The sequence below is a fragment of the Isosphaeraceae bacterium EP7 genome, assembly GCA_038400315.1.
GTDB lineage: Bacteria > Planctomycetota > Planctomycetia > Isosphaerales > Isosphaeraceae > EP7.
On record CP151667.1, the window covers coordinates 1,242,214 to 1,269,201 of the forward strand.

26 protein-coding genes, 1 tRNA gene and 2 pseudogenes are annotated in these 26,988 nt (G+C 68.3%); 14 read left to right on the plus strand and 15 right to left on the minus strand.

The window, feature by feature from the left end; genetic code table 11:
- Positions 1-196: 196 nt before the first annotated feature.
- A pseudogene (locus EP7_RS04840) lies at positions 197-565 on the plus strand (IS1595 family transposase); the annotation flags it as partial.
- A gap of 105 nt (positions 566-670) precedes the next feature.
- Here EP7_RS04840 and EP7_RS04845 read toward each other — a convergent pair.
- Positions 671-4,384, minus strand: coding sequence for a WD40 repeat domain-containing serine/threonine protein kinase (locus EP7_RS04845; RefSeq protein WP_463526458.1), 3,714 nt, complete (start codon positions 4,382-4,384; stop codon positions 671-673).
- Positions 4,377-4,970 (minus strand): RNA polymerase sigma factor, encoded by a 594-nt coding sequence (locus EP7_RS04850; RefSeq protein WP_463526459.1) that lies wholly within the window; start codon positions 4,968-4,970, stop codon positions 4,377-4,379. Before EP7_RS04850 ends, EP7_RS04845 begins: the two co-directional genes overlap by 8 nt.
- A gap of 439 nt (positions 4,971-5,409) precedes the next feature.
- On the opposite strand from EP7_RS04850, the gene EP7_RS04855 reads away from it, so the two are divergent.
- The 3 genes from EP7_RS04855 to EP7_RS04865 all read left to right on the plus strand — a co-directional run bounded on the left by EP7_RS04855 (position 5,410) and on the right by EP7_RS04865 (position 9,877).
- Positions 5,410-8,415 (plus strand): CRTAC1 family protein, encoded by a 3,006-nt coding sequence (locus tag EP7_RS04855; RefSeq protein ID WP_463526460.1) that lies wholly within the window; start codon positions 5,410-5,412, stop codon positions 8,413-8,415.
- 37 nt (positions 8,416-8,452) lie between these two features.
- Positions 8,453-8,668 carry a hypothetical protein gene (locus EP7_RS04860; protein ID WP_463526461.1) on the plus strand — a complete coding sequence of 72 codons (216 nt, stop codon included), beginning with the start codon at positions 8,453-8,455 and terminating at the stop codon, positions 8,666-8,668.
- 105 nt (positions 8,669-8,773) lie between these two features.
- A complete protein-coding gene (locus EP7_RS04865; RefSeq protein ID WP_463526462.1) occupies positions 8,774-9,877 on the plus strand; it encodes a DUF1559 family PulG-like putative transporter in 1,104 nt (367 codons plus the stop codon).
- A 101-nt stretch (positions 9,878-9,978) separates the two neighbouring features.
- On the opposite strand, the gene EP7_RS04870 is transcribed toward EP7_RS04865, so the two are convergent.
- On the minus strand, positions 9,979-10,839 hold the full coding sequence (locus EP7_RS04870; RefSeq protein ID WP_463526463.1) for a hypothetical protein: 861 nt from the start codon (positions 10,837-10,839) through the stop codon (positions 9,979-9,981).
- A gap of 314 nt (positions 10,840-11,153) precedes the next feature.
- Here EP7_RS04870 and EP7_RS04875 point away from each other — a divergent pair, with 314 nt between their 5' ends.
- From EP7_RS04875 to EP7_RS04885, 3 genes and pseudogenes are all read left to right on the plus strand, one after another.
- On the plus strand, positions 11,154-11,375 hold the full coding sequence (locus EP7_RS04875; protein ID WP_463526464.1) for a hypothetical protein: 222 nt from the start codon (positions 11,154-11,156) through the stop codon (positions 11,373-11,375).
- A gap of 89 nt (positions 11,376-11,464) precedes the next feature.
- Positions 11,465-11,564 (plus strand): annotated as a pseudogene (locus tag EP7_RS04880) (hypothetical protein); the annotation flags it as partial.
- 66 nt (positions 11,565-11,630) lie between these two features.
- Positions 11,631-11,912 carry an ISAzo13-like element transposase-related protein gene (locus EP7_RS04885; RefSeq protein ID WP_463526465.1) on the plus strand — a complete coding sequence of 94 codons (282 nt, stop codon included), beginning with the start codon at positions 11,631-11,633 and terminating at the stop codon, positions 11,910-11,912.
- A gap of 310 nt (positions 11,913-12,222) precedes the next feature.
- Here the strand turns inward: EP7_RS04885 and EP7_RS04890 are convergent, their stop codons facing one another.
- The 3 genes from EP7_RS04890 to EP7_RS04900 form a co-directional block, all read right to left on the minus strand.
- Positions 12,223-13,065, minus strand: a complete 843-nt coding sequence (locus EP7_RS04890) for an IS5 family transposase (RefSeq protein ID WP_463526466.1) — start codon at positions 13,063-13,065, stop codon at positions 12,223-12,225.
- A 244-nt stretch (positions 13,066-13,309) separates the two neighbouring features.
- A complete protein-coding gene (locus tag EP7_RS04895) occupies positions 13,310-13,480 on the minus strand; it encodes a hypothetical protein (protein WP_463526467.1) in 171 nt (56 codons plus the stop codon).
- A gap of 1,045 nt (positions 13,481-14,525) precedes the next feature.
- On the minus strand, positions 14,526-14,789 hold the full coding sequence (locus EP7_RS04900; RefSeq protein ID WP_463526468.1) for a hypothetical protein: 264 nt from the start codon (positions 14,787-14,789) through the stop codon (positions 14,526-14,528).
- Positions 14,790-14,868: 79 nt separating this feature from the next.
- Here EP7_RS04900 and EP7_RS04905 point away from each other — a divergent pair, with 79 nt between their 5' ends.
- Positions 14,869-15,366 carry a helix-turn-helix domain-containing protein gene (locus EP7_RS04905; RefSeq protein ID WP_463526469.1) on the plus strand — a complete coding sequence of 166 codons (498 nt, stop codon included), beginning with the start codon at positions 14,869-14,871 and terminating at the stop codon, positions 15,364-15,366.
- Positions 15,367-15,398: 32 nt separating this feature from the next.
- Positions 15,399-15,911 (plus strand): transposase, encoded by a 513-nt coding sequence (locus tag EP7_RS04910; RefSeq protein WP_463524468.1) that lies wholly within the window; start codon positions 15,399-15,401, stop codon positions 15,909-15,911.
- A 178-nt stretch (positions 15,912-16,089) separates the two neighbouring features.
- Here EP7_RS04910 and EP7_RS04915 read toward each other — a convergent pair whose 3' ends face one another.
- The 3 genes from EP7_RS04915 to EP7_RS04925 all read right to left on the minus strand — a co-directional run bounded on the left by EP7_RS04915 (position 16,090) and on the right by EP7_RS04925 (position 17,750).
- Positions 16,090-16,728, minus strand: coding sequence for a hypothetical protein (locus EP7_RS04915; protein WP_463526470.1), 639 nt, complete (start codon positions 16,726-16,728; stop codon positions 16,090-16,092).
- Between the two features lie 81 nt (positions 16,729-16,809).
- The gene (locus EP7_RS04920) at positions 16,810-17,379 is read right to left on the minus strand and encodes an IS630 family transposase (RefSeq protein WP_463526471.1); all 570 of its coding nucleotides are present in this window, start codon (positions 17,377-17,379) and stop codon (positions 16,810-16,812) included.
- Positions 17,376-17,750 carry an IS630 transposase-related protein gene (locus EP7_RS04925; RefSeq protein ID WP_463526472.1) on the minus strand — a complete coding sequence of 125 codons (375 nt, stop codon included), beginning with the start codon at positions 17,748-17,750 and terminating at the stop codon, positions 17,376-17,378. Before EP7_RS04925 ends, EP7_RS04920 begins: the two co-directional genes overlap by 4 nt.
- Positions 17,751-17,846: 96 nt before the next feature.
- Between EP7_RS04925 and EP7_RS04930 the strand changes: the two genes are divergently transcribed.
- Entirely contained in the window at positions 17,847-18,140 is a 294-nt protein-coding gene (locus tag EP7_RS04930; protein WP_463526473.1) for a hypothetical protein, read from the plus strand.
- Here EP7_RS04930 and EP7_RS04935 read toward each other — a convergent pair.
- The 3 genes from EP7_RS04935 to EP7_RS04945 all read right to left on the minus strand — a co-directional run bounded on the left by EP7_RS04935 (position 18,133) and on the right by EP7_RS04945 (position 20,661).
- Complete coding sequence (locus tag EP7_RS04935) at positions 18,133-19,455, minus strand: tyrosine-type recombinase/integrase (protein ID WP_463526474.1); 1,323 nt, start codon at positions 19,453-19,455, stop codon at positions 18,133-18,135. The genes EP7_RS04930 and EP7_RS04935 overlap by 8 nt on opposite strands.
- Before the next feature lie 106 nt (positions 19,456-19,561).
- Positions 19,562-19,646, minus strand: a tRNA-Leu gene (locus EP7_RS04940).
- A 25-nt stretch (positions 19,647-19,671) separates the two neighbouring features.
- A complete protein-coding gene (locus EP7_RS04945) occupies positions 19,672-20,661 on the minus strand; it encodes an aldo/keto reductase (RefSeq protein ID WP_463526475.1) in 990 nt (329 codons plus the stop codon).
- Between the two features lie 127 nt (positions 20,662-20,788).
- Between EP7_RS04945 and EP7_RS04950 the strand changes: the two genes are divergently transcribed.
- Positions 20,789-21,490: a hypothetical protein gene (locus tag EP7_RS04950; protein ID WP_463526476.1), complete on the plus strand. Its 702-nt coding sequence runs from the start codon at positions 20,789-20,791 to the stop codon at positions 21,488-21,490.
- Between the two features lie 27 nt (positions 21,491-21,517).
- On the opposite strand, the gene EP7_RS04955 is transcribed toward EP7_RS04950, so the two are convergent.
- The 3 genes from EP7_RS04955 to EP7_RS04965 form a co-directional block, all read right to left on the minus strand.
- Positions 21,518-22,303 (minus strand): rhomboid family intramembrane serine protease, encoded by a 786-nt coding sequence (locus EP7_RS04955; RefSeq protein WP_463526477.1) that lies wholly within the window; start codon positions 22,301-22,303, stop codon positions 21,518-21,520.
- A 58-nt stretch (positions 22,304-22,361) separates the two neighbouring features.
- Positions 22,362-23,183, minus strand: a complete 822-nt coding sequence (locus EP7_RS04960; RefSeq protein WP_463526479.1) for an Ldh family oxidoreductase — start codon at positions 23,181-23,183, stop codon at positions 22,362-22,364.
- Positions 23,184-23,453: 270 nt separating this feature from the next.
- Positions 23,454-23,990 (minus strand): SelL-related redox protein, encoded by a 537-nt coding sequence (locus tag EP7_RS04965; protein ID WP_463526480.1) that lies wholly within the window; start codon positions 23,988-23,990, stop codon positions 23,454-23,456.
- A gap of 452 nt (positions 23,991-24,442) precedes the next feature.
- Between EP7_RS04965 and EP7_RS04970 the strand changes: the two genes are divergently transcribed.
- From EP7_RS04970 to EP7_RS04980, 3 genes are all read left to right on the plus strand, one after another.
- Positions 24,443-25,222: a hypothetical protein gene (locus tag EP7_RS04970; protein ID WP_463526481.1), complete on the plus strand. Its 780-nt coding sequence runs from the start codon at positions 24,443-24,445 to the stop codon at positions 25,220-25,222.
- Between the two features lie 70 nt (positions 25,223-25,292).
- Positions 25,293-25,925 carry a hypothetical protein gene (locus tag EP7_RS04975; RefSeq protein WP_463526482.1) on the plus strand — a complete coding sequence of 211 codons (633 nt, stop codon included), beginning with the start codon at positions 25,293-25,295 and terminating at the stop codon, positions 25,923-25,925.
- Positions 25,910-26,971, plus strand: a complete 1,062-nt coding sequence (locus tag EP7_RS04980) for an HTTM domain-containing protein (RefSeq protein WP_463526483.1) — start codon at positions 25,910-25,912, stop codon at positions 26,969-26,971. The genes EP7_RS04975 and EP7_RS04980 overlap by 16 nt, the downstream gene beginning before the upstream one ends.
- The last annotated feature ends 17 nt before the right edge of the window (positions 26,972-26,988 follow it).

The window sequence follows — 26,988 nt, forward strand, 5'->3', positions numbered from 1 at the left end:
CCTGGGAAATCACACCTTCCTAGGCTGGTCATATGCGGATCAAGTTCAGTAAGCTCTCTGAGGCTCAGACCGCGGAACTTATGAAGTACTTCGTCGCGGGCGTCACCGCACGCGCCGCCGCTGACCTAGTGGGACCGAACCGCAACACCGTCACGGCCTTCTTCGACCGCCTGCGCGGCACCAGGAGCGGCAGCTCGCCGAGGCGTTCGACGGCGAGGTCGAGGTGGACGAGAGCGACTTCGGGGCCCACCGCCGCGGCGGCAAGCGCGGCCGGGGGGCGCCCGGCAAGGTCCCGGTCTTCGGCATCCTGAAGCGCGGCGGCAAGGTGTTTACCGAGATGATCGGCGACACGCGGCGAGAGACGGTCCTGCCGATCATCAAGCGGAAGGTGGCCCCCGACAGCGTGGTCTACTCCGACATCTACGCCGTCTACGACACCCTGAGCGTCGAGGGTTACCACCACTGGCGGGTCAATCACGACGAGCGATTCGCCGAGGAGGGGCGGAATCACATCAACGGAATCGAGAACTTCTGGCGGCAGGCGAAGCGTCACCTGACTAACTGAATGGCATTCGGCTTGACTCGTTTAAGGGGGCAGGTCAGTTTACATGCATCTACCCAATAGGGCCACTTCCTCGCGATGCGCCTCGGCCCTATGGGGCGGCCGGTGTCAAGGAAGAAAGTACCTGTCCTTGTCGCGCGCCTGCCGCCGCATGAGGTCGTCCCATTCCTCGAGGCTGAGCATGTGGAGCGACCCGTCGTCGCGGAGTTCCATGCCGGTGGCGACGCGGATCGAGCGGCCGAGCGAGGGGGTGGGGGTGTTGATGACGGCGGGGACGTCCCAGAGGTGGGCGGCGTACTCCTCGCCACCGGAGAGGACGCTCCGGCCGCCGGGAGCGAAGGCAACGAACCAGACCTGACTCTCGTGGCGGAACGAGGGGCCGATGGGACGTCCGGTGGACTGATCCCAGAGCTGGGCGGTCCGGTCGTAGCTACCGGTCAGGACGGTCCGGCCGTCGGGGCTGATGGCCAGGGCCCGGAGCTGGCCGTCGTGACGCAGGGGCCGTGCGATGGGCCGGCCGGTGGCGACGTCCCAGAGCCGCGCCGTCCGGTCCCAGCCGCCGGTGATCGCCGAGAGCCCGTCGGGGCTGAAGGTGGCGACGGAGACGGGCCCGCCGTGGTGCAGGGGCCCGACGAGCAGGGTGCCGGTCTCGGCGTCCCAGAGCCGGGCCTCGGAGTCGTCCGAGCCGGTGAGGACAGCCCGCCCGTTGGGGCTGAAGACAACCGTGATCACCCGACCTCGGTGGGCCAGCGGCCTGAGCCGGGGCAGGCCGGTGGCAGCGTCCCAGAGCCGCGCCGTCCGGTCGTCCGAGCCGGTCAGCGCGGTCCGGCCGTCCGGGCTGAAGGCGACCGAGCGGACCGCGTCTCCGTGGGACAGAGGGCGGCCGATGGGCAGGCCGGTGGCGGCGTCCCAGAGCCGCGCCGTCCGGTCGTCCGAGCCGGTCAGCGCGGTCCGGCCGTCCGGGCTGAAGGCGACCGAGCGGACTCCGGCCCCGTGCCGGAGCGGGGGCCCTAGGGCGGTCAGCGTCGCGGCGTCCCAGAGCTGGGCGGTCGCGTCGAGGCTGCCGGTGAGGACCGACCGGCCGTCGGGGCTGAAGGCGATCGATTCGACCGCGTCGTCGTGGTGCATCGGCGGCCCGATTGGTTCGCCGGTGGCGGCGTCCCAGAGTCGCGCGGTGTGGTCCTGGCTGGCCGAGAGGATCCTCCGGCCGTCGGGGCTGAAGGTGACGGCCCGGATGAACCCGGCGTGGAGGAAGGCTCGGCCAGCGGCCCGCCCGACTTCCCAGACCCGGGCCTCGCCGTCGAAGCCGCCGGTCATCAGGGACCGGCCGTCGGGGGCGAACGCGACCGAGGAGACCGTGTGCTGGTGGCGAAGTAGGGGCCCGACGGGCTCTCCGGTGGCGGCGTCCCAGACCCGCGCGGTCCCGTCGATCGACCCGGTGGCCAGGCGCCGGCCGTCGGGGCTGAAGGCGACCGACGCCACGCAATGCTGGTGAAGTATCGACGGCCTCAGTGGGAGGCCGGTCTCGCGGTCCCAGAGTCGGGCGGTATGGTCGTAGCAGCCGGTGAGGACGGTCCGCCCGTCGGGGCTGAAGGCCGCCGCGCAGACCCAGCCGTCGTGCGCCATCGTCTGGCCGAGCTGGACCCCGGTGGCGGCGTCCCAGAGCCGCGCGGTGCGGTCCCAGCTCGTGGTCAGGATCGCCCGCCCGTCGGGGCTGAAGGCGACCGCGGCGACGCGTTCCTGGTGCCGGAACGGCTCGAGGAGAGGTCGGCCGGTGGAGATGTCCCAGAGCCGCGCAGTCCCGTCGGTCCCTCCGGTGAGGGCGGTCTTGCCGTCGGGGCTTAAGGCGACCGATAAGATCGAGCTCTCGTGGGCCAGGGGCGGGCCTACCCGCCGGCCGGTGGCGAGATCCCAGACCCGGGCGCTCGAGTCATCACAGCCGGTCAGGAGTGTCTTGCCGTCTGGGCTGAAGGCGACCGAGCGGACCCCCGAAGGGTGCTCCAGGGCCGGGCCGGCCGGCTCTCCTGTGGCCGCCTGCCAGATCCGGACCGTCCGATCCTCGCTGGCGGTGGCCGCGAGCTTGCCGTCGGGGCTGTACGCCACCGACTGGATCGGGCCGGGGTGGGCCCAGCGGAGCCGGAGCGGGTGGATCCGACCCCACCACCCGGCCAGATTCCGGCGGGTGGCTTGCTCAAGGGCGGCGTCGCCGACATGCTCGGCGCCGGCCAGGCCGCGGGCCAGCCAGAGCAGGCCGTGGGCTACATCCCCCCGCTCGGCCAGCGCCTGGCCGTGGTCGTAGGCGAGCTGCGCGGCCATCTGGTCGACCTGCCGCCGGCGGGCCCGAACCTCGATCGAGGCCTCCTCGATCCGCCCGGCGGCCCGGTACTGGTGGACCCCCAAGCTGATCGCCAGCCCGATCGTCGAGGCGACCGCCACCGCCGCCAAGCCGGCGGCGAAGGCCAGCGAGGTCCTCCGCCGGCACCACCGCCAGATGCGCTCGGGAGGGGCAATCGGCCGGGCCCGGATCGGGTCGTGGTCGAGGAACCGGCCGAGGTCGTCGGCCAGATCCCCCGCGGTCGGGTAGCGACGGCGGGGGTTCCGCTCCAGGCACTTCAGGCAGATCGTCTCTAGGTCGCGCGAGACCTTGGGCTTGAGCCTGCGGGGGCGGACCGGGTCCTCGCTGAGGAGCATCGACAGGGCCTCCATCGCGCTCTCGGCGTGGAACGGCGGGGCCCCGGTGAGCATCTCGTAGAGGATCGCACCGAGCGAGTAGACGTCGGCCTCGCGGCCGACCTCGCGGACCTTGCCGGAGGCCTGCTCCGGTGCCATGTAGCCGGGCGAGCCCAGCACGGTCCCGCTCCGGGTCTGGCCGGGGTCGCCCCCCAGGTGTTTGGCCAGGCCGAAGTCGGCGACCTTGGGGAGGCCCTCGGGAGTCAGCAGGATGTTGGAAGGCTTGAGGTCGCGGTGGATGATCCCCCGCTCGTGGGCGTAGTGCATCGCCCGGGCCAGCGACTCGGTCAGCTGGGCGGCCCGCCTCGGGGCCATCAGCCCGCGGGCCAACTCACCCGCGAGGTCGCCCCCCTCGACCAGCTCGAGCGTGAAGTAGGGGCGGCCTTCGAACTCGCCGATCTCGTGGATCTCGGCGATGTTGGGGTGGTGCAGGCGGGCGGCGGCCTCGGCTTCCTTCTGGAACCTCGCGGCGCGTTCGGGGGCGTCGCCCTGCCCAGCCAGGACCATCTTCAGGGCGACCCGCCGCTTCAGGCCGACTTGGTACGCCTCGTAGACCACGCCCATCCCGCCGACGCCGAGCTGTCGGAGTATCTCGTAGCCGGGGAACGAGGGGAGGTTGTGAGGGGCACCGGCCTGGGCGGGGGGGGGATCGTCCTCCTCGGTCGCGATCGCCTCGACCGGCCCTAACGCGAGGTGGAACTCCGCCTGCAGCGAGATCCGACCGGAGAGCCGGGGGAACCGCACGAGGTAATCGCGTACCTCGGGCCGCTCGCCGGCCGACTCGCGGAGCAGGTATTCGCTGAAAATCAGGTCGAGCGCCCGCTCAGGGTCCGAAAGGAGCCCGGGGAACCGCTCGAAGTACCACTCCGCCGGGGCCGGACGACCGGCCCGAATCCGCCGGCGCTGGTCGGCCCGAAGGACCGCGACGGCCTCCTCGGCCGGGAGCCCAGGCTCGGAATCCAGGAATGCGACGACATCGGGGCCGCCCTCCTCAACAAGATTGTTCATGCCGGCGCAGAGGCGGAGGAATCGCCGGGCCGCCGAGCCGGACCACCGGGCGACCGGGGGCGCGGGCCGGTTTGCTTCACTCATCGCCCGGCCTCTGCAGTTCCATCTCGCGGGCGACCCGATTCACCGCCCGGGCGAGCTGGACCCGACGCGCCTGCGCCGTCCCGCCTAGCCGTGCCGCGATCTCGGGCCACTCCCAGCCCTCGGCCCGGAGTTCGACCAGCCGCCGCTCCTCGACGCCGAGGCGGGCCCGGACGGCCTCGAAAAGGTCCTGGTCGGAGGCCTGCTCGCTTGGGCCCAGCGAGGGGCTGGCCAGACCGATCTCGTCGACCGGCCGGGCGTCGGTCTTCCGGCTGTCGCGACGGAGAGTCCGATGACGGCGGACTTGGAAGGCGACTTTGTTCCGGGTCATCTGAATAAGAAGCCCGACCAACTGCTCGGGCGTCTCCAGGTCGAAGCCCCCCGAGCTTGCACGCGTGAAGAAGCTGGCCAGGACTGATTGCGAAATGTCCACCGAGTCGAAGAGGCGGTAGAGCCTCCGGTCGTCGAGCCGGAGGTGGACCTCGCGGCGGATGACCTGTTCGAAATGTCGGACCAGCTCTCGCGCGGCGTCCTCGTCTCCCCCGCGAATTTTCGCGATGAAGTCGTCGAATTGGACGGTGCCGATCATGGAGCCGGGCTCCAAAGTCGTCTCTCTGTAAGTTGGGATTGTGTTGACAGATAACGGATTGCGACCCGGGACGCAAGTTGTCTCGAAGAGTTGAGGCATTGCGACAACATCCTCCACGGGACCTCGGCCGGGGAATTTCCGGGGAATCGATCCATGAATCTGTGCGCTAGGGGGCGTCAACCGCAATAGGGTCTATTGGCGAGGCGTGCGTGTCGGAGTCTATCGGGAATCGGCCTACACCGCGGCACCAGCAATGGTCCCGTCGGAGTAGCCCCCGTCACGGCTTCCGGCCGAGTAGCGTCATTTCATGATCGTTCAATTTTACGGATCTTAACGTTTGCCGCTGGCTTCGCCCTCATCAGGCTACGCCCGCCGGGTTGCTTCGCGCCCGCCGGGGGCCTCATCGTCGAGAGCCGGTTTGTTCCGAAGGCGATCACGAATGGCATTCATGTCGCATCGCCGGTGTTTCTGGTTCGTTGGATCGGCCGTTGTCATCGCAGCATGGGGGGCCGCCCATGCGTACGATGCCTGGCGATTCAGGTCCGACTTCGAGGCCGCGAAGGAGGCAATCTCGCAGCGATCGACCGGACGCGCCCTCGAGCTCCTGGAGCGGGCCTCGGCCCGTCACCCGGGGGATGGGGAAGTCCGGTTCCTCATCGGCGCCTGCGAGCAGGCACTGGGCCGTCCCGAGGCCGCGGCGGCGTCCTGGGCGCGGGTCGACGCGGCCTCGCCGTTCGCCCCGTCCGCGGCGATGCTGGCGGCCCGCCTGGCGCTGGCACGCGACCGGCTCGCCGAGGCCGAGCCGCTGCTGGTCAAGGCCCTGGGTGGCCAGGGCAAGCTCGCCGTCGAGGCCCGAGAAACGCTGGTGAACCTGTACAAGATCCAGGGGCGGTTCATCGAAGCTCGGGCGGTCGTCTCGGGGGCCTGGGGCACCTACCCGGACCCGATGGGCCTGCTCAAGGAGCTGGAGAACCTCGGCTCGACCAGCCCCATGTCCGTGGGGGTCGCCCACGCCGCCCTCGAGAAGGCCTCGAGGAACGCCCCCGAGGACGACCGGATCTGGCTGGGGCTGGCCAACCTGGCGACCCGGACGGGCCGCTTCGACGAGGCGAAACGACGGCTCGAAGCCTGCCTCCGCCGTCGGCCGGACGACCCGGCGGCCTGGCGGGGCTGGTTCAACTGGGCCCTCGCCACCCAGGACGAGGCCGAGGTCGTGCGGGCCCTCCGCCACCTCCCCGAGGACGCGGTCCCCCCTCCCGAGATCCTCACGCTCCAGGCCTGGTTCGCCTCCAGGGCGGGTGATCTCGCCCGCGAGCGGCGGGCCCACCAGGGGATGATCGACAGGGAGCCCGGGAACCTGCTCTCCCTCGCGCGGCTGGCCGACCTCGCGCTGGCCGCCGGGGAGTCCGACACGGCCGCCAAGCTGCGCGAACGACGGGGCGAGCTGAGCCGGGTCATGTACCTATACGAGCGGGCCCTCCAGAACCTGATCCCGCTCGACGTCCCCGAGGCGGCCCGCCAGGCGGAGGCCCTCGGCCGCTTCTTCGAGGCCCACTCACTCTGGTCGATCGTCGCCAGGCGAGAGCCCGGCAACGCCGAGGCGCGGGGGGCCATGGCCCGGCTCAAGACGCTGGACGACCGCCGCCCCCCGGGGCCGTTCCTCCGGGATCTCCTCGCCGAGCTCGACGCGGCCCCGAAGGCGAACCGTCCGGCGAGGCCTGTGTCGCCCGGCGTCACCCCCGAGTTCGAGGACGATGCCGAGGCGGTCGGCCTGCAATTTGCATTTGCCAATGGGGCGTCGTCCCTCCATCACCTGCCCGAGACGACCGCGGGAGGGGTCGGGATGCTCGACTACGACGGCGACGGATGGCTCGACGTCTACCTGACGCAGGCCGGGTCGTTCCCCCCCGACCTCGGGTCGCCGCAGACCTCGGGCGACCGTCTCTTCCGCAACCGGGGCGACGGCACGTTCGAGGACGCCACCGGGTCGTCGGGCCTGTCCGCGTTCGCCCGGGGTTACGGCCACGGGGTAACGGTCGGGGACTTCGACAACGACGGTCGGCCGGACCTGTTTGTCACGCGCTGGAGGCGTTACGCCCTCTACCGGAACAAGGGGGACGGCACGTTCGAGGACCGGACCGAGGGCGCCGGGCTGGGCGGCGACCGCGACTGGCCGACCTCGGCGGCCTTCGCCGACCTCGACAACGACGGCGATCTCGACCTCTACGTTTGCCACTACCTGGCCTGGGACACGCAGGACCCCACTCCCTGCTGGGACGAGATGCGAAAGCGCTACAGCTACTGCGCCCCGCAGCACTTCCGGCCCCTCCCCGATCACCTCTTCCGCAACGACGGCGGCCAGTTCGTCGACGTCTCGGCCGAGGCGGGGATCGTCGACACCGACGGCCGGGGCCTGGGCGTCGTCGCGGCTGATCTCGACGGCGACGGCCGGGTCGACCTCTACGTGGCCAACGACCAGTCGGCCAACTTCCTGTTCCGGAACCTGGGCGGGATGCGGTTCGAGGACATCGGCCAGGAGTCCGGGGTGGCCAGCAGCGGCGATGGGTCGTTCCAGGCGAGCATGGGAATCGCCTGCGGCGACGCCGACGGCGACGGCCTGCCTGACCTGGCCGTGACCAACTTTTTCAACGAGTCCACGACGCTCTACCGGAACCGCGGCCAGGGCATCTTTGCCGACGCCACCGCCGAGGCCGGGTTGGCCGCGGCGACCCGCCACCGGCTCGGCTTCGGGGCCGCCTTCCTCGACGCGAACAACGACGGTCGACTCGACCTGGCCACGGCCAACGGCCATGTCGACGACTTCCGGCCGGAGATCCCCTACCAGATGCCCGCGCAGCTCCTGATCGGGGTCTCGGGGGGCCGGTTCGTCGACGCGACCGCGGCCGCGGGGGCCCCCTGGCAGGTGCCCCGGGTGGCGCGGGGCCTGGCCGTCGGGGACCTCGACAACGACGGCCGGCCCGACCTCCTGATCCACGCGCTCGACTCCAGGCTCGCCTACTTCCACAACCGTACGGCCGGCGGCCACTGGCTCACGGTGGGCCTCGAAGGGGCCGCGTCGCACCGCGACGCCGTCGGCGCCCGGGTGGAGGTCGTTGCCGGCGGGCAACGGTCCGTGGCGTGGAGGATCGGCGGCGGGAGCTTTCAGTCGGCCTCCGACCCGAGGCTGCACTTCGGGCTCGGCGACGCCGGACTCGTCGAGAGGATCGAGGTGACCTGGCCCTCGGGGCGGGTCGACCGCTTCGGCCCGATCCCGGCCGACGCGGGGTATAGGCTCCGCGAGGGGCATGGGACGCCCGAGCCGCTGCCCGGCTTCCGGACCGCGGGGATGGCCCGCATCGCGGGCGACGCGGGGCCGGGGGCATCGTCGGAGGCCGCCCCCCTCGGGAACGTCGCGATTCCTTCGCCGCCACGAGCGGTCCCCTGAAGCATTCCTTGACGAACGAACATACGGAGGTTTTCCGATGAACTGTGGTCGCCCGAGGTTCTCCGCCCCCCTCCTCCTCGGCCTCGCCGGCGCGATCGCCTGCTCTGGCGTGGGCTGCGGCTCTGGCTCCGGCAGCGGCACGACCGTCCAGATGGAACCCGAGGAACAGAAGAAGGTCGACAATTACCTGAAGAACTACCAAAAGCAGATGTTCGACCAGCACAAGAAGGGGGCCCAGAAGAAGGCCCAGTGACGGGGAGCGCCTCCTCCCGAGCGGCCTCCGCCCCGGCCCCCATCCATCGTCCGTCCTTCATCCCCATTGTCCCGCTGCCCTACATCCGATCGAGAGGTATCCGGAATGAATCTCAAGTCAAGGCGTGGTTTCACCCTGATCGAGCTGCTCGTCGTCATCTCCATCATCGCGGTGCTCATCGCCCTCCTGCTGCCCGCGGTGCAGTCGGCCCGCGAGTCCGCCAGGCGGATGCAGTGCACCAACAACCTGAAGCAGATCGGCTTGGCGATGCACAACTACCATTCCGCCATCGGGAGCTTCCCGTTGGGCAATTCGCTGAATGTTCAGGGGGACACCCCGGGAGACCTCGCCCTCTGGAATTCCTGGAGCACCCAGGGCATGCTGCTGAGCTACTTGGAGCAGACGCCGCTATACAACTCGATCAATTTCAACTTCGGGCCCTACCCCACCGGCCCATTTAGCAACCTTAATTCGACCTCCAGCAACACGGTCCTGAACACCTTCCTCTGCCCCTCCGACCCGAACTCGGGCGCGGGCAAGGCCGGATCCGGCGGCAACATCAACAATTACGCCGCTTCCTTCGGCGCGACCACGACCAATGGCTCCGGCTGGGAGGACTCCGCAACGCCGCGTAATCACCAGACCGCCACGGGCAGCTCGGGCATGTTCACCTTCTCCCAAGCCTACGGGGTGCAGGACTGCACCGACGGGACCTCGAACACGCTCGCCTTCGCCGAGTGGCTGGTGGGCGACGGACGCCAGTCGGCGGGGAGCAAGTATCGCGGCAACATGGAGATGGGCGACACGTCGCCGGGCACCGGGTACCTCAACGCCCTCGGCAACCTCGTCCAGGTGCAGTCGAACATCGCGACCTGCCGCACCAAGTTCCAGAACGAGCCGAACACCGCCGACAGCACCATCTCCGATCTCAAGGGCTGGCGCTGGGCGCTGGGCTGCTACGGCTTCGGCTCGTTCAACACCGTCCAGATTCCCAACGACACCGTCGGTGGCTGCCGGACCGGCTCGGGCCCGCAGGCGTGGGCTGACGGCGGATGGGCCGTCGGGGCGTCGAGCTCGCACCCGGGGGGCATCAACACGCTGTTCGCCGACGGGAGCTGCAAATTTGTCAAGAGCACCATTAACCATGCGACCTGGATGTCGATCGGGACGAGGAGCGGTGGCGAGATCGTCAGCTCCGACGCCTATTGATCCCCCCACGCGATCCTCCGCCGGATGATCGAAGAAGAAGACCGCCGCCGATCGGGGTACCCCGATCGGCGGCGGTCTTTCGCGTCCCCCGGACGCCCCGATCAGCCCGAAACCCCCGACTCCAGCCCGCCGTCTCGCGCGGGCGTCGGCCTGTCCCCGGCGCCGCGTTGCCCTGTCGACGAGGCGACCGACCCGGCGAGCCCGCCGACCAGGAGCCGGGCTATGAGCCGGGTGTACCAGGCCGAAGAGAGGGGGCTGGTCGTCCTGTCACTCGGGAACAGCATGAGGCCTAGGATCTCGTAGAGGACGGCGCCGATCGCCGCCCCGATCAGGCCCCCCAGGGCGGCATTCACCAGGCGCGACCGGCCCGCCTCCAGGCCGACCCCCAGCGCGATCCCGCCCGCGACCCCACAGGCCGACCAGATCCCGGCGTGGACCAGCATCGGAAGGATCACCGCGTGCGACATCTCCTCCGGGGATCGGCTCAGGGCCCGGTCGTAGGCCGGTAGGATCACCAGGGACGAACCGCCGCCGAGCACCAGGCCGAGCATCAGCCCCAGGGCCCCCGCCCGGATCCCCCCGCGGGTCGAGCCCCGGGCGAGCCCGCCCGCCACCCCCAGCGCCAGGCCGAGGGCCCCGCCGAGCAGGGCGAACGCCAGGGTCGCGTTCCTTGAATCCGCCAGGACCTGGTCCTCGAATTTCGCCTTGAGCAGGGTCTGACCCATCATCTCGTACTGGAAAAGCGGCGGCTTGAATGCGTACAGCACGCCCTCGCCTACGAGCCAGGAGGCGAACCCCGCGAGCAGGCCGGCCCCCAGGGCCATCGCGGCGAGCGGCAAGCTTCGCGGCGGCGGAGACCCCGGTTGGGCGGGCTCTAGTTGGCCCTCGAAACGTCCTCCCTCGGGGGCGCTGGTCGTGGCAGGCAATGCTTCCGGCTTCTTCGGATCGTCTGAAGATTCCATGGATGCCCTCGCTAACCGCGCCGAAGCCTTCGCGATCGACGTCGGTCGGGGCCTCGATAAGATGTGAGTTGAAAGGATAATCCAGATTACACGCGATCTCCGCCGTTTGCCATTCCGATCGTCCCGGCCAGCGGGGCAAAATCAGGTCCAATTCCGCCCCGGTATGTCCATCTTCTCGGACATGCAAGGACTTGCAGGCAATCCGGGAATGATCCGAATGTCATTAAGGACCGGCTAGGAAACAACTTTCCGAAGTGGCGACCTGGCTTTACGATCGTAGTTCGAGACACTCGCCAGGCTACGGATCGGTGCTCATGACATTCGGCTTCGAGATCGCCCACTCGATGCGGATGTTCTACGACTCGCTCTCGGAGAAGGACCGCCGACGCTACGCCGCCATCGAGGCGGCCAAGCTCGGCTACGGCGGCACCCAGGTCATCGCCGACCTCCTGGAGTGCGACCCGAAGACGATCCGCCAGGGCAAAGAAGACCTCGCCCATCTGCCTGACGACCTCGACGGTCGCATCCGGATATAGGGGGCGGTCGGAAGGCCGACCTCGATACGACGCCCGAGTTGAACGAGAACTTCCGGCAGTTCCTCGACGACCACACGGCGGGCGACCCCATGCACGAGGACGTCCGCTGGACCGACCTCACCCAGGGGCGGGTCGCCGAGGGACTGGCCGAGGCCGGGACGCCCGTCAGCGTCCCGGTTGTCAAGCAGCTCCTCCACCGCCACGGCTTCCGCCGCCGCAAGGCGCAGAAGTCCACGGCGATGGGGCATCATCCGAGTGGCGCACTACCCGCCGTACTGCTCGAAATACAACCCGATCGAGCACCGGCTGTTCCCGCACGTGAGCCGGGCGTGTCAGGGTGTGAACTTCGAGAGCGTCGGGTTGGTCAAGTCGTTGATCGAGCGAGTCGAGACGAAGTCGGGCCTCTGGGTATCGGTCGAGTTGCAGGTGAAGTATGACGAGATCAAGCGGAAGGTCGCCGAGGGTTTCAGGGAAGCGATGAAGATCATCTTCGACCCGATCATGCCACGGTGGGATTATCATGTGAGCCAAGGCTGATCACTCGATTCGGAAGGTTATTCTCTCGCCGATCATAAGCTAGTAATACAGTTACACTTCGCGTTTTGACGCAAGTAATTCAGATCGTTCCGTTTGCGGCTCGGATTGGGTTGAGCCATCGCACTCGTCCCAAGTCGCTTCCCCCGGTCACGGAATTCACTTCCCTGCGGAATGCCCCGCCCGCTACTCCGCACGACCGGTCGGCCCCGGCCGGACGTGCGGGTGGGCGTGAATCGCAAATGAATGGCCTATCATCGCTTGGGGCAAAGTGCGAAGTGCAACTGTAGTACTAGGCTCTGTCGGAAAACCGTCATCCAGAGCACAGACGTAGATAGCGTTGGATGAATGCCATCTTGATCATGCCACCGAAGTTCTTCGCCGTCTTCTCGAACCGCGAGAACACTCGCCGACACTCCTTCAGCCGGCCGATCAGGTTCTCCACGATGCTCCGCCGCCGGTAGGCGTCCTTGTCGAACTCCACCGGGCGAGCCGAGCGGTCCTCGCCCTCCTTCGACGGGATCACCGGCGTGGTTCCCATCTCGATCAAGTACTCGTCGATCCAGTCGGCCCGATACCCCTTGTCGCCGGCCAGGGCGACCGGCCACGCGATCGGCTCGCCGTCGCCATCGACGACCCTCTCCTCGGCTCCCTCCAGGGGTGGGACCAGGCCGGTCGTCTCGTGGGCCTGCCCGGGCGTCAGATGGAAGTCCAAGGGATGGCCATGGCCGTCGCACAGCTGATGGATCTTGGTCGAGAACCCCCCTTGGGAACGCCCCAGGGCGTGATCGGCGGGCTCCTCGGGATCTTCGCCCTTGCCGCCCCCGCCGGCACATCGGGCGGCACGGATGACGGTGCCGTCGATGCACCACGACTCGCGGTCGACCAGGCCCGCGTCGATGGCTGCCGATCGCAATCGGGAGAGAATCGCGTCGAGCGTCCCGTCGCCGTTCCGGGTGTCGAAGAGGTCCCAGACGTTCGCCCAAGGCCCGAGCTCCGTAGCCAGGTCGCGCCAGGGGGCTCCTGTGCGGAGGACCCAGAGGACTCCGTCGAGGATCTCGCGACGATCCCGCCTGGGACGGCCCGTGCGAGAGGGCGGGGGAAAGAGGTCCTGGACGAGCTCCCATTGTTGATCGTTGAGTCGGTGCCGCACCATTTTGAAGCCGCCTCGTTGATGTGTGTCTCCGTACACACAATCCTGGGAGGCAGGTCAATCGTCGCGAGATAAGGGCGGTTTTCCGACATAGCCTAGTCTGGTTCAATTCCGATAGCCCGGTCCGACGAGGCTTCCGACGTGTTAATTCTGCGACAGTACCTCGGCTCCCGAAAATTGACGATGGCTAAAGAAAAAGCCCCGGACCACGGCCGAAGCCGTGGCTCGGGGTCATCGCCGGCCTGAGTCATCGTCGCCGGCGTGCCGGTCGGATCTCGCCGCCGGCCAGGCAGGCGGCGAGCATCGCGACGAAGGCCAGCATGCCGATCCCCAAGCTCGAGGACATCAGGCCGATCAGCGATGACAGCAGGAGGCAGTCGTTGACGTAGGCGGCGTTCGGCTTGGTGCGGGCGCTCACGGTCTTCCTCCCGGTGCGAGGTGTGGCCGATGGATCGGGGTCGTGCCGCTCAGGAGGAGATCGCCGGCAGGGCCTGGAGCTCGTCGATCAGCCGGCCGGCCTCGGCGTGCGTGAGACCATCCGGCTCGTCGTCCCCCGACCAGTCGGCGACGAGCCGGCGGAGGTCGATTCTGCGACGGCCGCAGAGGACGCTCAGGGCGCGGAGCTAGGCGGGGGAAGTCGGGCGACGCGGGGGCGCCTCGTCTTCGTCCTGGCGAGTGATCCCGTCGTCAGGAGCGTCGGCCGGATCCGGTCGGCTGACGGTGGTGGTCGAGCTCCTCCGAGACGGCCCGCTCGCAGGCGGCGAACGCGGCGCGGGCCCGGCGGACTAGGTCGTCAGATTCAAGGCCAGCGGAGAGCTCAAATTGGATTTCAGGGAGCCGTCGTTGGTCAGGCCGACCTTCTTGCTCAGGCCGACGGACTGGGTCGGGGGCATGGCGAAACTCCGGGGTGTTCGATGGGTGAGGCAGGGGACTCGGAGATCAAGGGCGTGGCGGCCGGGACGGCACTCGAACCCCATGGCTCGGCTTCGCCGCGAAATCGTGCAAAGGGCGTCGGCCCGCAGGCTGATCAAAACGGCCTCGTTTCCTTGCCGAAAGGAAGCTGGAGAGGGTGTAGTTTGGGGGCGGACGGGCCAAGAAGTTCCGGACCCGAATCCGCTGCCGATTGCCGGCAATCGGTGGAAACTTTGGGCTCGCCTGGAAACTAAGGTCGGTTACCGACCGGCGAAATCGGCTCGTGAGGCCGCGGGTTTGCCCGTGTAGCTCTCTCGACGAGGACAGCCTGCGGGGCAGGATCGGCGACGCGGCGATCGAGCCGGGATCGGGTCACGATCAGGTTCCTTGATAGTTGGGGATGCGACCCGACGCCTGGGAGCCCGGCGGCCCGGGTAGTCGCCGGGGCGGGTTACTTCGCGGATGGATCGCTGCGTCTTTTGACGACGGGGCGGCCCGAGCGACCGCCGTTCGGGCCGCGGCAGGTGGCCCCCTGGCCGGGCGGATGGGAATCATCCGCCGGCACCGATCCGGTGAGTTGAGAGCCGGGCAACCTCGGCCCTGATCGCCTCGCCACGGAGGATGAAGGGGACAAGGATCGGCCCGCGGTCGGCCGTCCAGGGGCCGGCGTCGTCGGGCTCGAGGCGGCTGGCACGGCGGATTTGCAGGGGGCCCAGGGCGGCCGGGTCGATCACCTCGGCGTAGATCGCCCGCACCGTGCCCGGCGACTTGCCGGCGGGGCGTGAGGCCCGTAGGCCGTTCGGGGGATGGATCACGTGCGGGGTCCTCGAGCTTATTGATGTTCAGGTAGCCCGGTACTTGTCACGCCCGTCGGATCGACTGTCGCATTCGGGGATGAAACCCCGGGGATCCGCCGCCGAACTGGAAGCCCGACGCCGACTGGCCGTCACCCGCGTCAACGAGGGCTGGAAGCAGAAGGATGTCGCCGCGTTCCTGGGCGTCTCGCTCAAGGCCGTCGGCAAGTGGATGGCCGCCTATCGCGCCTCCGGCGACGGCGGCCTGGCGGGCAAACCCCACCCGGGGCCCAAGCCGAAGCGATCGGGCCGCCAAGAGGCGGTGGTCCTCTCCTGGCTGGCCGCCAGCCCCGAGGCCCTCGGCTTCAAGACCCGGCTCTGGACGACGCGGAGGCTGGCCGAGGTGATCGCCAAGCGGTACGGCGTCCGCTTCAACTCCAACGACCTGGCCGCGTGGCTGACGGCACGCGGCCAGTCACCGCAGAAGCCCGCGGTGGTGGCGGTGGAACGCGACAACCCGGCCATCGCCCGCTGGGCCGCCGAGGACTGGCCGCGCCTGGAAAAAAAGCCCGGGACGAGCACGCCCACCTCGTCCTGATCGACGAGAGCGGGTTCTTCATCAACCCCACGGTGCGCCGGACCTGGGCCCCGGTGGGGCGGACGCCGGTGCTCACCGGGTTCGGCCGGCACCGCGACAAGGTCTCGACGATCGCCGCCATCAGCGTCGCCCCGGTCCGGCGGCGGGTGGGGCTCTACTGGCGGACCGACCCGGCGCATTCCATCGACGCGGCGGCAGTCGTGGCATTCCTGGGGGGCCTGCTGCGACACCTGCGGGGGCGGGTCATCGTGGTCTGGGATGGTGGGAGCAATCACAAGGGCCCGCTGATCCGGGCGTTCCTGTCCCGCTATCCTCGCCTGCATCAGGGGCGGCTGCCGGCCTACGCCCCGGACCTCAACCCGGTGGAGTTCATCTGGGGGCACCTGAAGCACGGCCTGATGGCCAACTTCGTGCCCACAGACGTGCACGACCTGGATCGAGTCATCAACGGCCATCTGGAGCGACTCGGTGGCCAGCCCGCGATGATCCGGTCGCAGTCGAGGGGATCGAAACTCCCCCTCCTCGGCAAGAACCTGGCCACCTGATTGTCAATAGGAACCCACCCTCGGGGCCGGACGGAAGGTCCGTCGGCCCCGGGATCGCGAGCGGAACGGTCATGGGCGGGCCGGGGCCCCCTCGTCGTCGAGGAACTGCGGCAGGCGGCGCCCCGCCGCCCGGACGGGCATGGTGGCCCCCGCGCGGAGGAGGACGGGTGCGCGTGGTTCATCGGGAGTCCTCGATCCGTTCGCCGTCGTCCCGGGCGGCCACGGCGGCGGGCGACGTCCAACCCGGGGAGCCGGGGAAGGGGGCCGTGCCGCCGGCCTCGACGGAATGGGCGTCGGCGACTAGGAGCCCCTGGGCCACGAAGTTACCCGCGCCGGCGACCCCCAGGTGGAAGACCAGGCAGTCCTCGTGCGGCGCCGGCGCGTACGGCCGCGCCGACTTGATCGCCGTCTCTTCGGGCCATCCCCCTCCGGGTCGCTCCAGGCCCGACCACGCCTCGCCGCAGGCCTCGACCCGCAGCTTGTAGCCGAGCATCGGCGGCACGTGCGGGCGGATCAGCTCGGACCAGCGGGCCAGGTTGCCCTGGCCCTTGTTGTTCGGCGTGCCGTCGCCGTTGCCCAGCGTCAGGATCGGGTAGACCCCGTTCTGCAGGTAGCGTCGCCAGGGCAGACCCGAGAGCCTGGATAGCTCCGCGGCCAGGCGGTCTACCTCCTCGGGCGCGAAGGCGTTGGTGTGGAAGCGGAAGGCGGAGATCCTCCGGGCCGCGTTGCTGTAGATGCAGCCGCCGTCGTCGCCGAACCAGATGCCCAAGCCGGGCCAGCCGGCCCTAGCGACGATTCCCGCCGGGGGCCGCTTCACGCGGCCGCCGTAGAACTCGGCGGCGCGGGCGGAGACCCGCGGGTGCGCCCGCGTGGTGAAGCGGCTGGTTAGAGCAGTTCCCTATTGAACGTGGCGATATCCCGAATGATGAAACCATCCAAGGATATTGGCCGCTTTGTCTGACCTCAGGCCGTCTCCCATCGCGCCGATCAGGTCGTCCACGCTCCTCGCCTCGGCCGATCGCAGGGACTCCTTGAGCTTGCTGAACATCGCCTCGATCGGGTTCAGGGCGGGGCTGTAGGCCGGCAGGTAGCGGACCTCGGCGCCGGCGGCGGCGACCAAGCGGGCCACCTCGGCAGTCTTGTGGCATGAGAGGTTGTCCATCACCACGATGTCACAGGGCCTGAGTGTCGGGGCCAGGCACTCGCCGATGTCGGCCTCGAAGCAGGCGCTGTTCGTCGCCCCGTCGAAGGCCAGGCAGGCCCCGATGCCGCCGAGGCGGACCGCCGCGGTCAGGGTGAGCACCTTCCAGTGGCCGTGCGGCACCGCCGCGTCGACCCGCTTGCCGCGCGGGGACCGTGCGTACCGCCTGGTCATCGCGGTCGTCGCGCCGCTCTCGTCCAGGAAGACCAGGCGGGACGGGTCGACGCCGGCGAACTCGGCCCGCCAGGCCACCCTGGCCTCCTTCAAGTCGGGCCGGTCCTGCTCGGCGGCCCGGGTCGACTTTTTTTGCGCGTGATGCCCAGCCGTCTCAGCGCCCGGTCGGTGGCCGAGGTGCCGCGGGCCACGCCGGCGGCGGCCGCCAGTTGCCTGAGCGTGGCATCGGGATCGGCCGCGACGGCGTTGCAGAGCCGCTCGGCCGCCTCGCCGGAGAAGGCCGGGGCCCGGCCCCCGCCGTGCGGCCTCGGCGCGATCGAGCCGGTCTCCCGGCGCCTCTTGAGCAGCAGGCGGACCCAGGACTGGCTGACGGAGAATCGTTCGGCGACCTCGGCGCGCGTCTGAATCCCCTCATCGCAGGCGGCAATGACCCGCTCCCGCAGGTCCATCGAGTATGCGGCCATTCTCCGTGCCCTCCTATCACGGAGAATCGGAGAAAAGCACGCCACGTTCAATGGGGAACTGCTCTAGATTCGCCGCCCCCTGAGCGACGACCCCCGGTGGCGGCAACGATGGACGAGATGTGCGAGCGTCTGGAGCGGATCGAGCTGATGCTGGCGAGACTACTGGAGCGCGAGACTATCAAGGACCATTACTCCACCGACGAGTTCGCCAGGCTCGTCGGCAAGGCCGAGTTCACCGTGCGCGAATGGTGCCGCCTGGGCCGGATTGAGGCGGAGAAGCGGCAATCGGGAAGGGGGGCTTACGCCGCGTGGGTGGTCAGCCATTCGGAGCTCCTGCGTTACCAACAGCATGGGCTGATGACGCGTCCGGCCGCTCCGAACCCTACTTGAAGACCGACCGGATGGCGTCGCCGATGATCGCCGGGTAGAGGTGCCTGTATCGACGACGCTGCTCCTCAGACTGGTGGCCGACGACCTCTTCGATGATCCGCTGGTCGATCCCCGACGAGGCCAGGGCGGAGATGAAGCTGTGACGCAGCGCGTGGAGCCCTCGGACCATGGCCCACTCGCCGCCTGCTAGGGTTCGCTTGAAATGCCAGTGGACCTCGTCGTCCGTCAGGGGCAGCAGCCCGGGGCGTTCCCGCTCGGTGACCCCCCCCAGCCTCTCCACGAGCGTCCCGGGGCGATCCTTCTCCAGGTGGCCGGTCGTCAAGCTCCGCTTCTTGCTCCCCTGGACCTCCTCAGCATGGGCGAACAGGAGCGTACCGCCCGGGTGGACCTTGATCCATTCGGCCAGTGTGGCTGCAAGAGGCGCAGAGAGCGGCACCCGGCGGGTCGTGCGCCGCCCGTGCGCCCGCTTCCGCTCCTGAATACTGACCATCCCGCCCTCGAAATCCACGTCGCCGATCCGCATTTTCAGCAGCTCACCCTTGCGGGCGCCGGTGTGGGCGGCGGTCGCCACCAGGGGGTGGATCCAGGGATGGAGCGCATTCACGCGGACGTAGTCCAGCAGCTCCACTTCCGGTAAGGTGAGGTAGAGCGAATCCCAGAGGTCGGCGACCCTGGAGGGCGAGAGGCCCGGAATCTGGCGGCGTATCTCGGCATGTGTCTGGAACGGGGGCTTCTCGTCGGTCTTTCCATACCTCAGGCCGTCGCAAGGGTAACGGCCCGAGACGAGCTTCATGCGGACGCCCCAGTTCCAGGCGGTCCGGAGCGTGACGATTTCCTTCCTGATCGTGGAGGGGTTGTGCGGGCCTCGGCGGCCCTTAGCCTTGGCCCGCTTGTCCGCATAGCCCTGGAGGTCGGCCAATGTTAGGTCGCGGATCGGGAACCGCTCGCCGAGCAGGCGGACGAAGTGCCGGAAATGGCGGTTGATGCCGCGTAGGGTCTGGGCCTCCAGCGTGCCGTTGCCGTGCGTCTCCAGATAACGGTCGCGCAGGTCGGCCAGCGTAAAAGTCCTGCTGGCCTCGACGGATCCTTCCTCGCCGGCGGACTTCGACGGCATGACGCCGTCGTTCCTGAGGAAGCTGACGATGTCTGCCTCATGAGGTAGGGCGTCGAATCCCTGTTCGATCCGCATCAACAGGTAGCCGACCTGATCGGCCTTGGCCTGGGCCTCATCTCGGGTCACTTTGCCGACGCCGAGGGCCTTTTGCTTCCCCTTGTAATTGAAGAGGATGCGAAAGCACTCGTTGCGCTCTTGCATTGCTGCCATATCGCCCCCACCAATTCCAGTCCAATGTGGCGAGGGCAATCTCACCAATTTCATACCAGGGCGTCGGTGCTCCTCCCTCCAAAATTCTCTAACTCATTACCGGCGGTGGGATTCGAACCCACACGGGGGTTCCCCCCCGGGGGATTTTAAGTCCCCTGCGTCTGCCATTTCGCCACGCCGGCTTGATCGGATATGTCGGTCTCTGTCTCACTTCCGCCTGGGCAGGGACCACCAGGCCGAGTCGAGTGCCGATTTGTCCTCTTCGGTCAGGGTCAGGGTTGTCGCCGCCAGGCTCTCGGCGAGTTGCTCGGGGCGACTGGCTCCGATGATGGCCGAGGTCAGGCCCGGCTGCTGGAGCACCCAGGCGACGCTCGCGGTGGCCAGGGAGATCTCTCGGGCCGCGAAGTGAGACTTCAGTGCTTCGACGGCGTCGAACTGCGCGGCGTGCCAGTAGCGGCTCCGATAGAGCTCGCCCGCCTCGCCCAGGGTGAAGCGGGTGCCGGGGCGGGGGGGCTCGCCGGGCTGGTATTTCCCGGTCAGGAGGCCTCCTGCCAGGGGGTTATAGGCAATCAGTCCGATCCCTCGGTCGCGGCAGAGGGGCATCAGCTCGGCTTCGATGTCGCGGATCAGGACATTGTACCTCGGCTGTGCGCAGTCGTAACGCGCCAGTCCCAGGCGATCAGCCGTGCCGTCGGCCAGGGCGAGCTGCCAGGCCGCGTAGTTCGAGCAGCCAACATACCGGACCTTGCCCGACCGGACCAGGTCGTCGAACGCCCTCAGGCTCTCCTCGATCGGCGTCTCGGGGTCGGGGCCATGGGCCTGATAGAGGTCGATGTAATCGGTCTTCAGCCTGCGCAGGCTCGCGTCGCAGGCCGCCATGATGTGCCGTCGCGACAGCCCCTGGTCGTTCGGCCCGTGACCGACCCTCATCCGGCACTTCGTCGCCAGCACGAATCGGTCCCGACGACCCCCCTCGGCGAGCCAGTCGCCCACCACCTCCTCTGTCCGGCCGGCCGTCTCGGGGCTGACGGGCAGGGGGTAGCAGTCGGCCGTGTCGATGAAGTTGATCCCACCGGCGGCCGCCGCGTCCATGATCCGCTTGCCCGTCGCCGCGTCGCTCTGGCCGGCGAACGTCATCGTTCCCAGGCAAAGCTCCGAGACTTTCAGGCCCGTTCGCCCCATTCTTCGCTGCTGCATCGTCCAAACTCCCTTGTCTGCCCAGGGTTCGCAAAATCGCCCGTCATCCCAGGCCGCAATGTTTCTCGCGTGGTAAACTTAGACCAGTCCTCCGCCCGTCGGATCCACCCGCGCGAGTTGCTTTGCCATGGATGACGCGAAGAATCCGCCGCTGACGCTGGCCGCATGGAAGGCCGACCAGGTCGCCCTCACGATGGCGTTCGCCTCGCGTAAGCGGTTGGGCCTGGCCTTCATGGCGATGGGTTGGGCACACCTCGGATGCTTCCTGTTGCTTCAGGCCCTCTATAACCGGGGGTTCCGCCAGCCACCATTGTACATCGGGATCTGGGTCGCGGAGCTTGGCGCTAACCTCTGGCTGATGCGCCAGTTCTCGGGGCCCGGCTGGGCGAAGTCGACGGCGATCCTCAGCCTGCTCGTCCGCATCTGGGGGACGTTCCTGCTGCTCTCGTTCACCCTGGTCTCGCTCAACCACCTGATGACGTTCTCGATGGAGTGGTATCGCTCGGCCTGGACGACCCTGAGCACGTTCGGCTTCGCCATGACGGCCTACCTGACCACCCCCTGGTTCTTCGTCCCGGCCGTCCAGATGTACTTCACCGGCCTGCTCCTGGCCATGTATCCCCGGATTGGCTTCGTCGCGTACGGCGTCTCCTGGTGGGCCGCCCTGCAAGGCATCGGCCTGGTCCTGGAGTACAAGCGGGCGCGGTCGATGGCCCCTGAAGCGTCGACCGCCGGCCTGCTCCGCGCGGGTCGCCCTGGAATCGATCCGGACTCCACCCCCTCCCACGCCAAGGGCCGCTGGCCCGCCCATGCCGAGGGGCTGAGCTGAGCCGAAGGGCTTCCCGTTTCGATCGGTTCAGACGCCCGGCAATGTCGGATCCCAGTCGTGGAAGTGGTTCCTGGCGATGATGGCCCGGGCCCTCTGTCGGAACAGGAGCGCGAAGGCGAGGCCCGCGCCGGCCCCCCCGACGTGGGCCAGGTAGGCCACGCCGCCGGTCTCGCCCGCCTCTTTCAGCGCGCCGTAGCCGCTCCAGAGTTGCAGCCCGATCCAGAGCCCGATGACGAACAGGGCGGGCATCTCGGTGACCATCCGGAACATCAGGACGCGGATCCGGTGGTGCGGGAACCAGATCAGGTACATCCCCATCACCCCGGCGATCGCCGCCGACGCCCCGAGCGTGGGGATGAGTGAATTCGGATTCGCCCCGATCTGAAGCGCCGAGCCCGCCAGCCCGCAGGCCAGGTACACCAGGACGTAACGGCCCGTCCCCAGCACTTCCTCGACGTTGTCGCCGAAGATCCAGAGGTAGAGCATGTTCCCGGCCAGGTGCATCGGGCTGCCGTGCATAAACATCGCCGTCAGCAGCGTCATCCAGATGGGAATCGCGACCGGGGCCTGGGGCAGTTCCAGGGGAGGACGTTCGTCGTCGAGGTCGACGTTGCCCGCGCGGGTCGCCGCGACCGTCGGGCCCTGCAGGTCGATATTGTGCGTGATCTCGTAGGGAGTCGCCGCGTAGGCCACGGTGAACACCTCCCCGCGGTCGATCTGCACCATGTAAGCGATGACGTTCAGCGCGATGAGCACATACGTCGCGATCGGGAAGATGCTCGTCTTCTCGACATCCCCCAGCGGAAAGACCATCCCAGCTCCCTCTCTCGTTCGGGCACGGACCTCGGCCCATCCTCAGCCGCTCAGCCGCTCAGCCGCTCAGCCGCTCGGGCAGGGCCAGGCCCCGGCGAGTCGCCAGGTCAGCCAGTCGCTCGAGCGCGTTCGCCTCGACAACCACTCCTCGCTCGCGGACCAGGCGCCTGGACGCCTCCCAGGCCGCAGGGGCCAGCCGCCCTGGCGCCTTGGAAGACAATCCCGCGCCCCCGACTCGCCCGTGCAGGGCACCCAAGTCTTCGATGGCGTGCACCGACAGGGCGAGCACCAGCCAGCCTCCGTCGGGCACCAGGGCACCAATCCAGGGGGCGATCGGCCCGAGCCAGTCCGGCGCCCCACCTTCTTCCCCGTCCTTGTGCGCGAGTGCGGAGTCGAACACGGCGGGCAGACCCTCGCCGGCCGGCAGGGCCATCGTCCAGCTCGGCCCGGGGCCCAGCACCACGGCGATCGTCGGGCCCACCGCAAGCTCGGCGGCCACACCCGCGGCGGGCCCCGCGGGGCCCAGGTTCACCACCCGGACCAGGCCCATCCCCACCTCGCGGGCCTTCTCGCCGGCCACTTCGGCCGCACGGGACAGGATCAGGGGGGGGAGCCCATTCTGGCCATCGAACACACCCGTTGCGGCCTGCTCGCCCAGGAACCGGCCCCGGGCGTCGACATTCACGCGGCCTTGCTCGGCCCGCTCCAGCCAGTCGACCAGAGTCGACACCCCGAACCGCCCTGCGCCGGCCGAGTCGAACCAGAGAAGATGCGACACCAACCCCGCGGCATGCGCCGGCGGAACCCCCGAGCATTCGGCCAGATCCGTCGCGAAACGCCGCAACCCATCAAGGCTAAACCGAGCCTCATCCTTCGACACCGACCCGCCCCCCTCGCCACTCGCGTTCCGATCCCCTCAACCCCCCAGATTGAACCACGAAGGACCCGCCCGCGGATAGATCCGGGTGGCGTGCGACCGCGAAGGGTAAGCATGACCTTATTGGATGTCGACATCCCTGGCGTGCTCGCCGCTCGCCAGCACCAAATTCGCACACAAGGTCGAAACATTGTGTCGCGAATAAGTTCTTCTTACGCGATTCCGTGGGCGAATAGGGCGATGGTGGCGGCGAGTTGAGTGAGCGGTTTGCGTCTAGCTCGCCGACGCTGCGGCCGCCACCCCGGGCAACGTCCCGAAATCTGGGTGATCCGCCGCATGCCGCGGGACGTGCCTCCAGACGACCTTGGCCCCATCCAGCACCAGGAACGCCGGCATCTGCATCACATCCCCGATCGGCTTGCTCCCCAGGTGCCCCTTGGCGATCGCCCGTATCCCGCACGCCCAGACCTTGGGCCCGAGCAACTGACCGAGCCCCGCCCTGGGCACGTCGAACGCCCGATACAGCCGCTGCTCCGGGTCCGAGACCACCCGAGCCCCCGGCCAGAGCCCTTCCGCGAACGATTCCACCTCTGCCGGGTTTCCCATCGCCACGAACAAAACCGGAGGGAACCCAGCGTCCCCCTCGGCCCGTCCCTTCAAATCCGTCAGCAGCTCCCGGCTGAACGGGCACCCCAGGTGCCGCAAGAACACGACGAGAGTAGGCCGGCCATCGAGTTGATCCCCGAGCGAGCCCGGCCGCAGATTCACCCCGTCGACGGTGGTTTCAAGCGTGGTTGCAAGAGTCGTCATGCGTGGACCTCCATGAAGAGCTTACCAAAAAAACAGGGGGGGCGTGCAGGTGCGAGGACGCCTCGATGTCCACCCATGCGATTCGATCCGAGTCGACATTGTGGTCGCACGCGTCAGAGGATGCCAGGATGCGTGGGTTCCGCTAAATCCAGCATGCTATGCGTGGGTTCCGCTAAATCCAGCATGCCTTGAGAATTAACTCTAAAGATTCGCATCCATGGAATCGACGTGGTTTATGTAAGGTAAGAATATAACAAAATAGGATTGGTGGAGAATTGACGTGGGTAATGTGGCTCAATAGGATGTGGCGACTCTGCGGATGATGTCGATTGTGGCGCAATCGGGACGCTGGCGGCGATCACACCAACGGCGTGGTCTGCGGGGGATGCGCTGCGCACCGAGATCTGGGGATGTGTCGCACGTCTTACGAGTCAAGCTGCTGGAGAATCATCATGAAGCGATTCGGTTTAGGAATGGCCGGGCTGCTCGCTGCATTGCTGCTCGCCGGTACCGCACGCGAAGCCAAGGCGCAGAATTTCTTCGGCTCGGCATTGGTGAGCATGCAAGCTCCCGCACAGGCCAGCCCCCAGACTGAGGCCTGCTATCCGGCGGGATGCCATCCCCCGGCCTGCCTGCCGACCTTACCCGACCCCTCTCCCAATGCGATCGTCCCCCACCCCCATCCCGGGACGCCCGGCTCCAGCGACCAGCACTGCATCGTCATCGTGAACGGCTGCCCGGTGGTGGATAAGACGTATTGCGTGAACAAGTTCTACTACGTCTACTACAAGATCAAGAACGTTGACGTCAAGTACGACAAGATCGACGTGAAGTACTATCCCCTGCCCAAGGTCTGCTCCGTCGATCATCCCTGCCCCCCCTGCGTCGCCGCGGGCGGTTACGGCAAGGCGGATCATGCCGGCACGATCAAGGACGAGTCGGAGCTGGCCGCGATCCAGCAGACACTCCCGAGCCCGTCGGCCACCCCGGCGCCCGCCACCTCGGACCCGGCCGCGACTCTGGCCCCCGCGCCCCAGCCTCCCGTCGTGCAGGAGCCCGCCGCCGCCGCCACGCCGACGGCCGCCGCCTCGCCCGCCAAGCAGTGGATCTGGCTCTCGGCCGAAGGTGTCTACGGCTACGGCTACCAGCGCACCGACGGCTATTGGGAGATCGACGCCGGCAGCAGGTCGGCGACCTTGCCCCAGGCGACCACCGTCGCCGCTAACAAGTAATCGTCCACGCACGGCCCGGGCGGGCGATCCTCGCTCGGGCCGACTCCGGCGAGCGTCGAGAGGGACTCGCATGAAGCGGCACGAAAACGCGCCCATCCCCTGTCCCATCGACGGAACGCACGCCGCCCCGCGAGTCGAGGGTGCCTGGTCGCGTCCCTCGATGGCCGCGGCCTCGGCGTTGATCGCCTTCCATTTCCTGGCCCTCCTCTCCGCCGAGCTGGCACCACCCCCATCGTCCTCGCTCGTCCGGGCCATCAACGACCGCTTCCGCCCTTATCTCAACCCGATCCACAGCAACTATGCGCACCGATTCTACTCGCATCTTGACCCTTCGGGTGACCTGGGCGACTCCTCTCGCTGGTCGACCCCCATCATCATCGCCGAACTGGAGGGGGGAAAACTGACCGAGCCGACGACCCTCCGGTTCCCCGAGCCCGGCGCATGGCCGCACCTGAAGCTCCAGCGCCAGCTCGCATTGGCCTTCCATCTCGCGGCCGAGCCACGCTGGGGGGCATCCTACGCGCGGCACCTCTGCTCCTCGACCGGTTGCCGCCGGGTTCGCCTCTCCATCCGCGAGCACTCCATCCCGGGGCTTGCCACCGCTCGTGCTGCGGCCATGGAACATCGGCGTATCGCGGCCGACGACCCCTCCAACTTCTCTGAACCCAGGCTCATCGGGGACTTTCGGTGGGGAGAATTCTGAGCGACATCGGCTGCAACGTCGGCGCTCTCGCCGAGCGCCTGGCGCGAGCCTGGGCCCGTTTCTTCTTCAGCCCGGCCGACCCGACCTCGCTCGGGCTCATCCGCATCCTGGCCGGCTCGCTGTTGACCTGGCAGATGGCCGTCGTCGGTCTCGACCTGAATGAGTCGCTCGGGTCGACGGGCTGGGTCGATCCTGGCGCCTCGGCGGAATATCTCCGAGCGATGACCCCGGGAGCATGGACCTTCTGGCCCCATGTCCCCGACCGCCTCCTCGGGCCCGCCTGGGCCGCATGCATGCTGATCTGCGTCGCCTTCACGGTCGGCTACCGAGCCCGCTACGCCGCGCCGCTCGCCTGGGCCGTCGCGGTCTCCACGGCCAACCGATCCCCGGCCCTGACATTCGGATTCGACCAGATTCTGGCCACCCTCCTCCTCTACCTCGCGGCGACCGGTGCGAGCGGTCAGGCCCTCTCTCTCGACTCGCATCGGGCCACGAGACGGGCGACCCGACCGACCGGCCCATCAATAAACGCGACTGCACGTTTCGACTCGTGTCGGCCTACCGTCTCCGCGAACCTATCGCTCCGAATGATCCAGCTCCACCTCGCGTTAATTTATTTGGTGTCCGGACTGTACAAGTTGCCGAGCCCTGAATGGCGGGATGGCTCGGCGATGGAGATGATCGTCCTGACGCCCGAGTTCGGGTTCTTCGACCTCTCCTGGCTGCTCGCCTACCCCACCTTGCTCCACCTCGCCGCCCAGTCCAGCGTCGTCCTCGAACTGTCTTACCCGTTCCTCATCTTCGTCCGGCGCTTGCGTTACCCGACTCTCGCCGGAATCGTGCTGCTGCATCTGGGAATCATCGCAACCCTCGGCCTCGTCGAGTTCGGCCTGACCATGATCGTCGCCAACCTCGCGTTCATCCCGGGTGGATCCCTGCGAGCCTTGTTCTCCGAACGGTGGCAAGGCTCCCGAATGCGGGGCATCGCAGGGGCCAACTCATCCTCGAGTCGCGAACGAACTCGGGCCTCCGCCCGAGCGTCATGAGCGAGAGATCCTCCGGC

What these genes read in the sequence shown, in the direction of transcription:
- EP7_RS04925 (WP_463526472.1), bottom strand. Translation starts at nt 17,750, where the DNA reads ATGGCCGCATACTCGATGGACCTGCGGGAGCGGGTCATTGCCGCCTGC.
- EP7_RS04865 (WP_463526462.1), top strand. Translation starts at nt 8,774, where the DNA reads ATGAATCTCAAGTCAAGGCGTGGTTTCACCCTGATCGAGCTGCTCGTC.
- EP7_RS04890 (WP_463526466.1), bottom strand. Translation starts at nt 13,065, where the DNA reads ATGGTGCGGCACCGACTCAACGATCAACAATGGGAGCTCGTCCAGGAC.
- EP7_RS04950 (WP_463526476.1), top strand. Translation starts at nt 20,789, where the DNA reads ATGGATGACGCGAAGAATCCGCCGCTGACGCTGGCCGCATGGAAGGCC.
- EP7_RS04845 (WP_463526458.1), bottom strand. Translation starts at nt 4,384, where the DNA reads ATGAGTGAAGCAAACCGGCCCGCGCCCCCGGTCGCCCGGTGGTCCGGC.
- EP7_RS04965 (WP_463526480.1), bottom strand. Translation starts at nt 23,990, where the DNA reads ATGACGACTCTTGCAACCACGCTTGAAACCACCGTCGACGGGGTGAAT.
- EP7_RS04955 (WP_463526477.1), bottom strand. Translation starts at nt 22,303, where the DNA reads ATGGTCTTTCCGCTGGGGGATGTCGAGAAGACGAGCATCTTCCCGATC.
- EP7_RS04905 (WP_463526469.1), top strand. Translation starts at nt 14,869, where the DNA reads ATGAAACCCCGGGGATCCGCCGCCGAACTGGAAGCCCGACGCCGACTG.
- EP7_RS04870 (WP_463526463.1), bottom strand. Translation starts at nt 10,839, where the DNA reads ATGGAATCTTCAGACGATCCGAAGAAGCCGGAAGCATTGCCTGCCACG.
- EP7_RS04860 (WP_463526461.1), top strand. Translation starts at nt 8,453, where the DNA reads ATGAACTGTGGTCGCCCGAGGTTCTCCGCCCCCCTCCTCCTCGGCCTC.
- EP7_RS04945 (WP_463526475.1), bottom strand. Translation starts at nt 20,661, where the DNA reads ATGCAGCAGCGAAGAATGGGGCGAACGGGCCTGAAAGTCTCGGAGCTT.
- EP7_RS04970 (WP_463526481.1), top strand. Translation starts at nt 24,443, where the DNA reads ATGAAGCGATTCGGTTTAGGAATGGCCGGGCTGCTCGCTGCATTGCTG.
- EP7_RS04975 (WP_463526482.1), top strand. Translation starts at nt 25,293, where the DNA reads ATGAAGCGGCACGAAAACGCGCCCATCCCCTGTCCCATCGACGGAACG.
- EP7_RS04850 (WP_463526459.1), bottom strand. Translation starts at nt 4,970, where the DNA reads ATGATCGGCACCGTCCAATTCGACGACTTCATCGCGAAAATTCGCGGG.
- EP7_RS04875 (WP_463526464.1), top strand. Translation starts at nt 11,154, where the DNA reads ATGACATTCGGCTTCGAGATCGCCCACTCGATGCGGATGTTCTACGAC.
- EP7_RS04855 (WP_463526460.1), top strand. Translation starts at nt 5,410, where the DNA reads ATGGCATTCATGTCGCATCGCCGGTGTTTCTGGTTCGTTGGATCGGCC.
- EP7_RS04935 (WP_463526474.1), bottom strand. Translation starts at nt 19,455, where the DNA reads ATGCAAGAGCGCAACGAGTGCTTTCGCATCCTCTTCAATTACAAGGGG.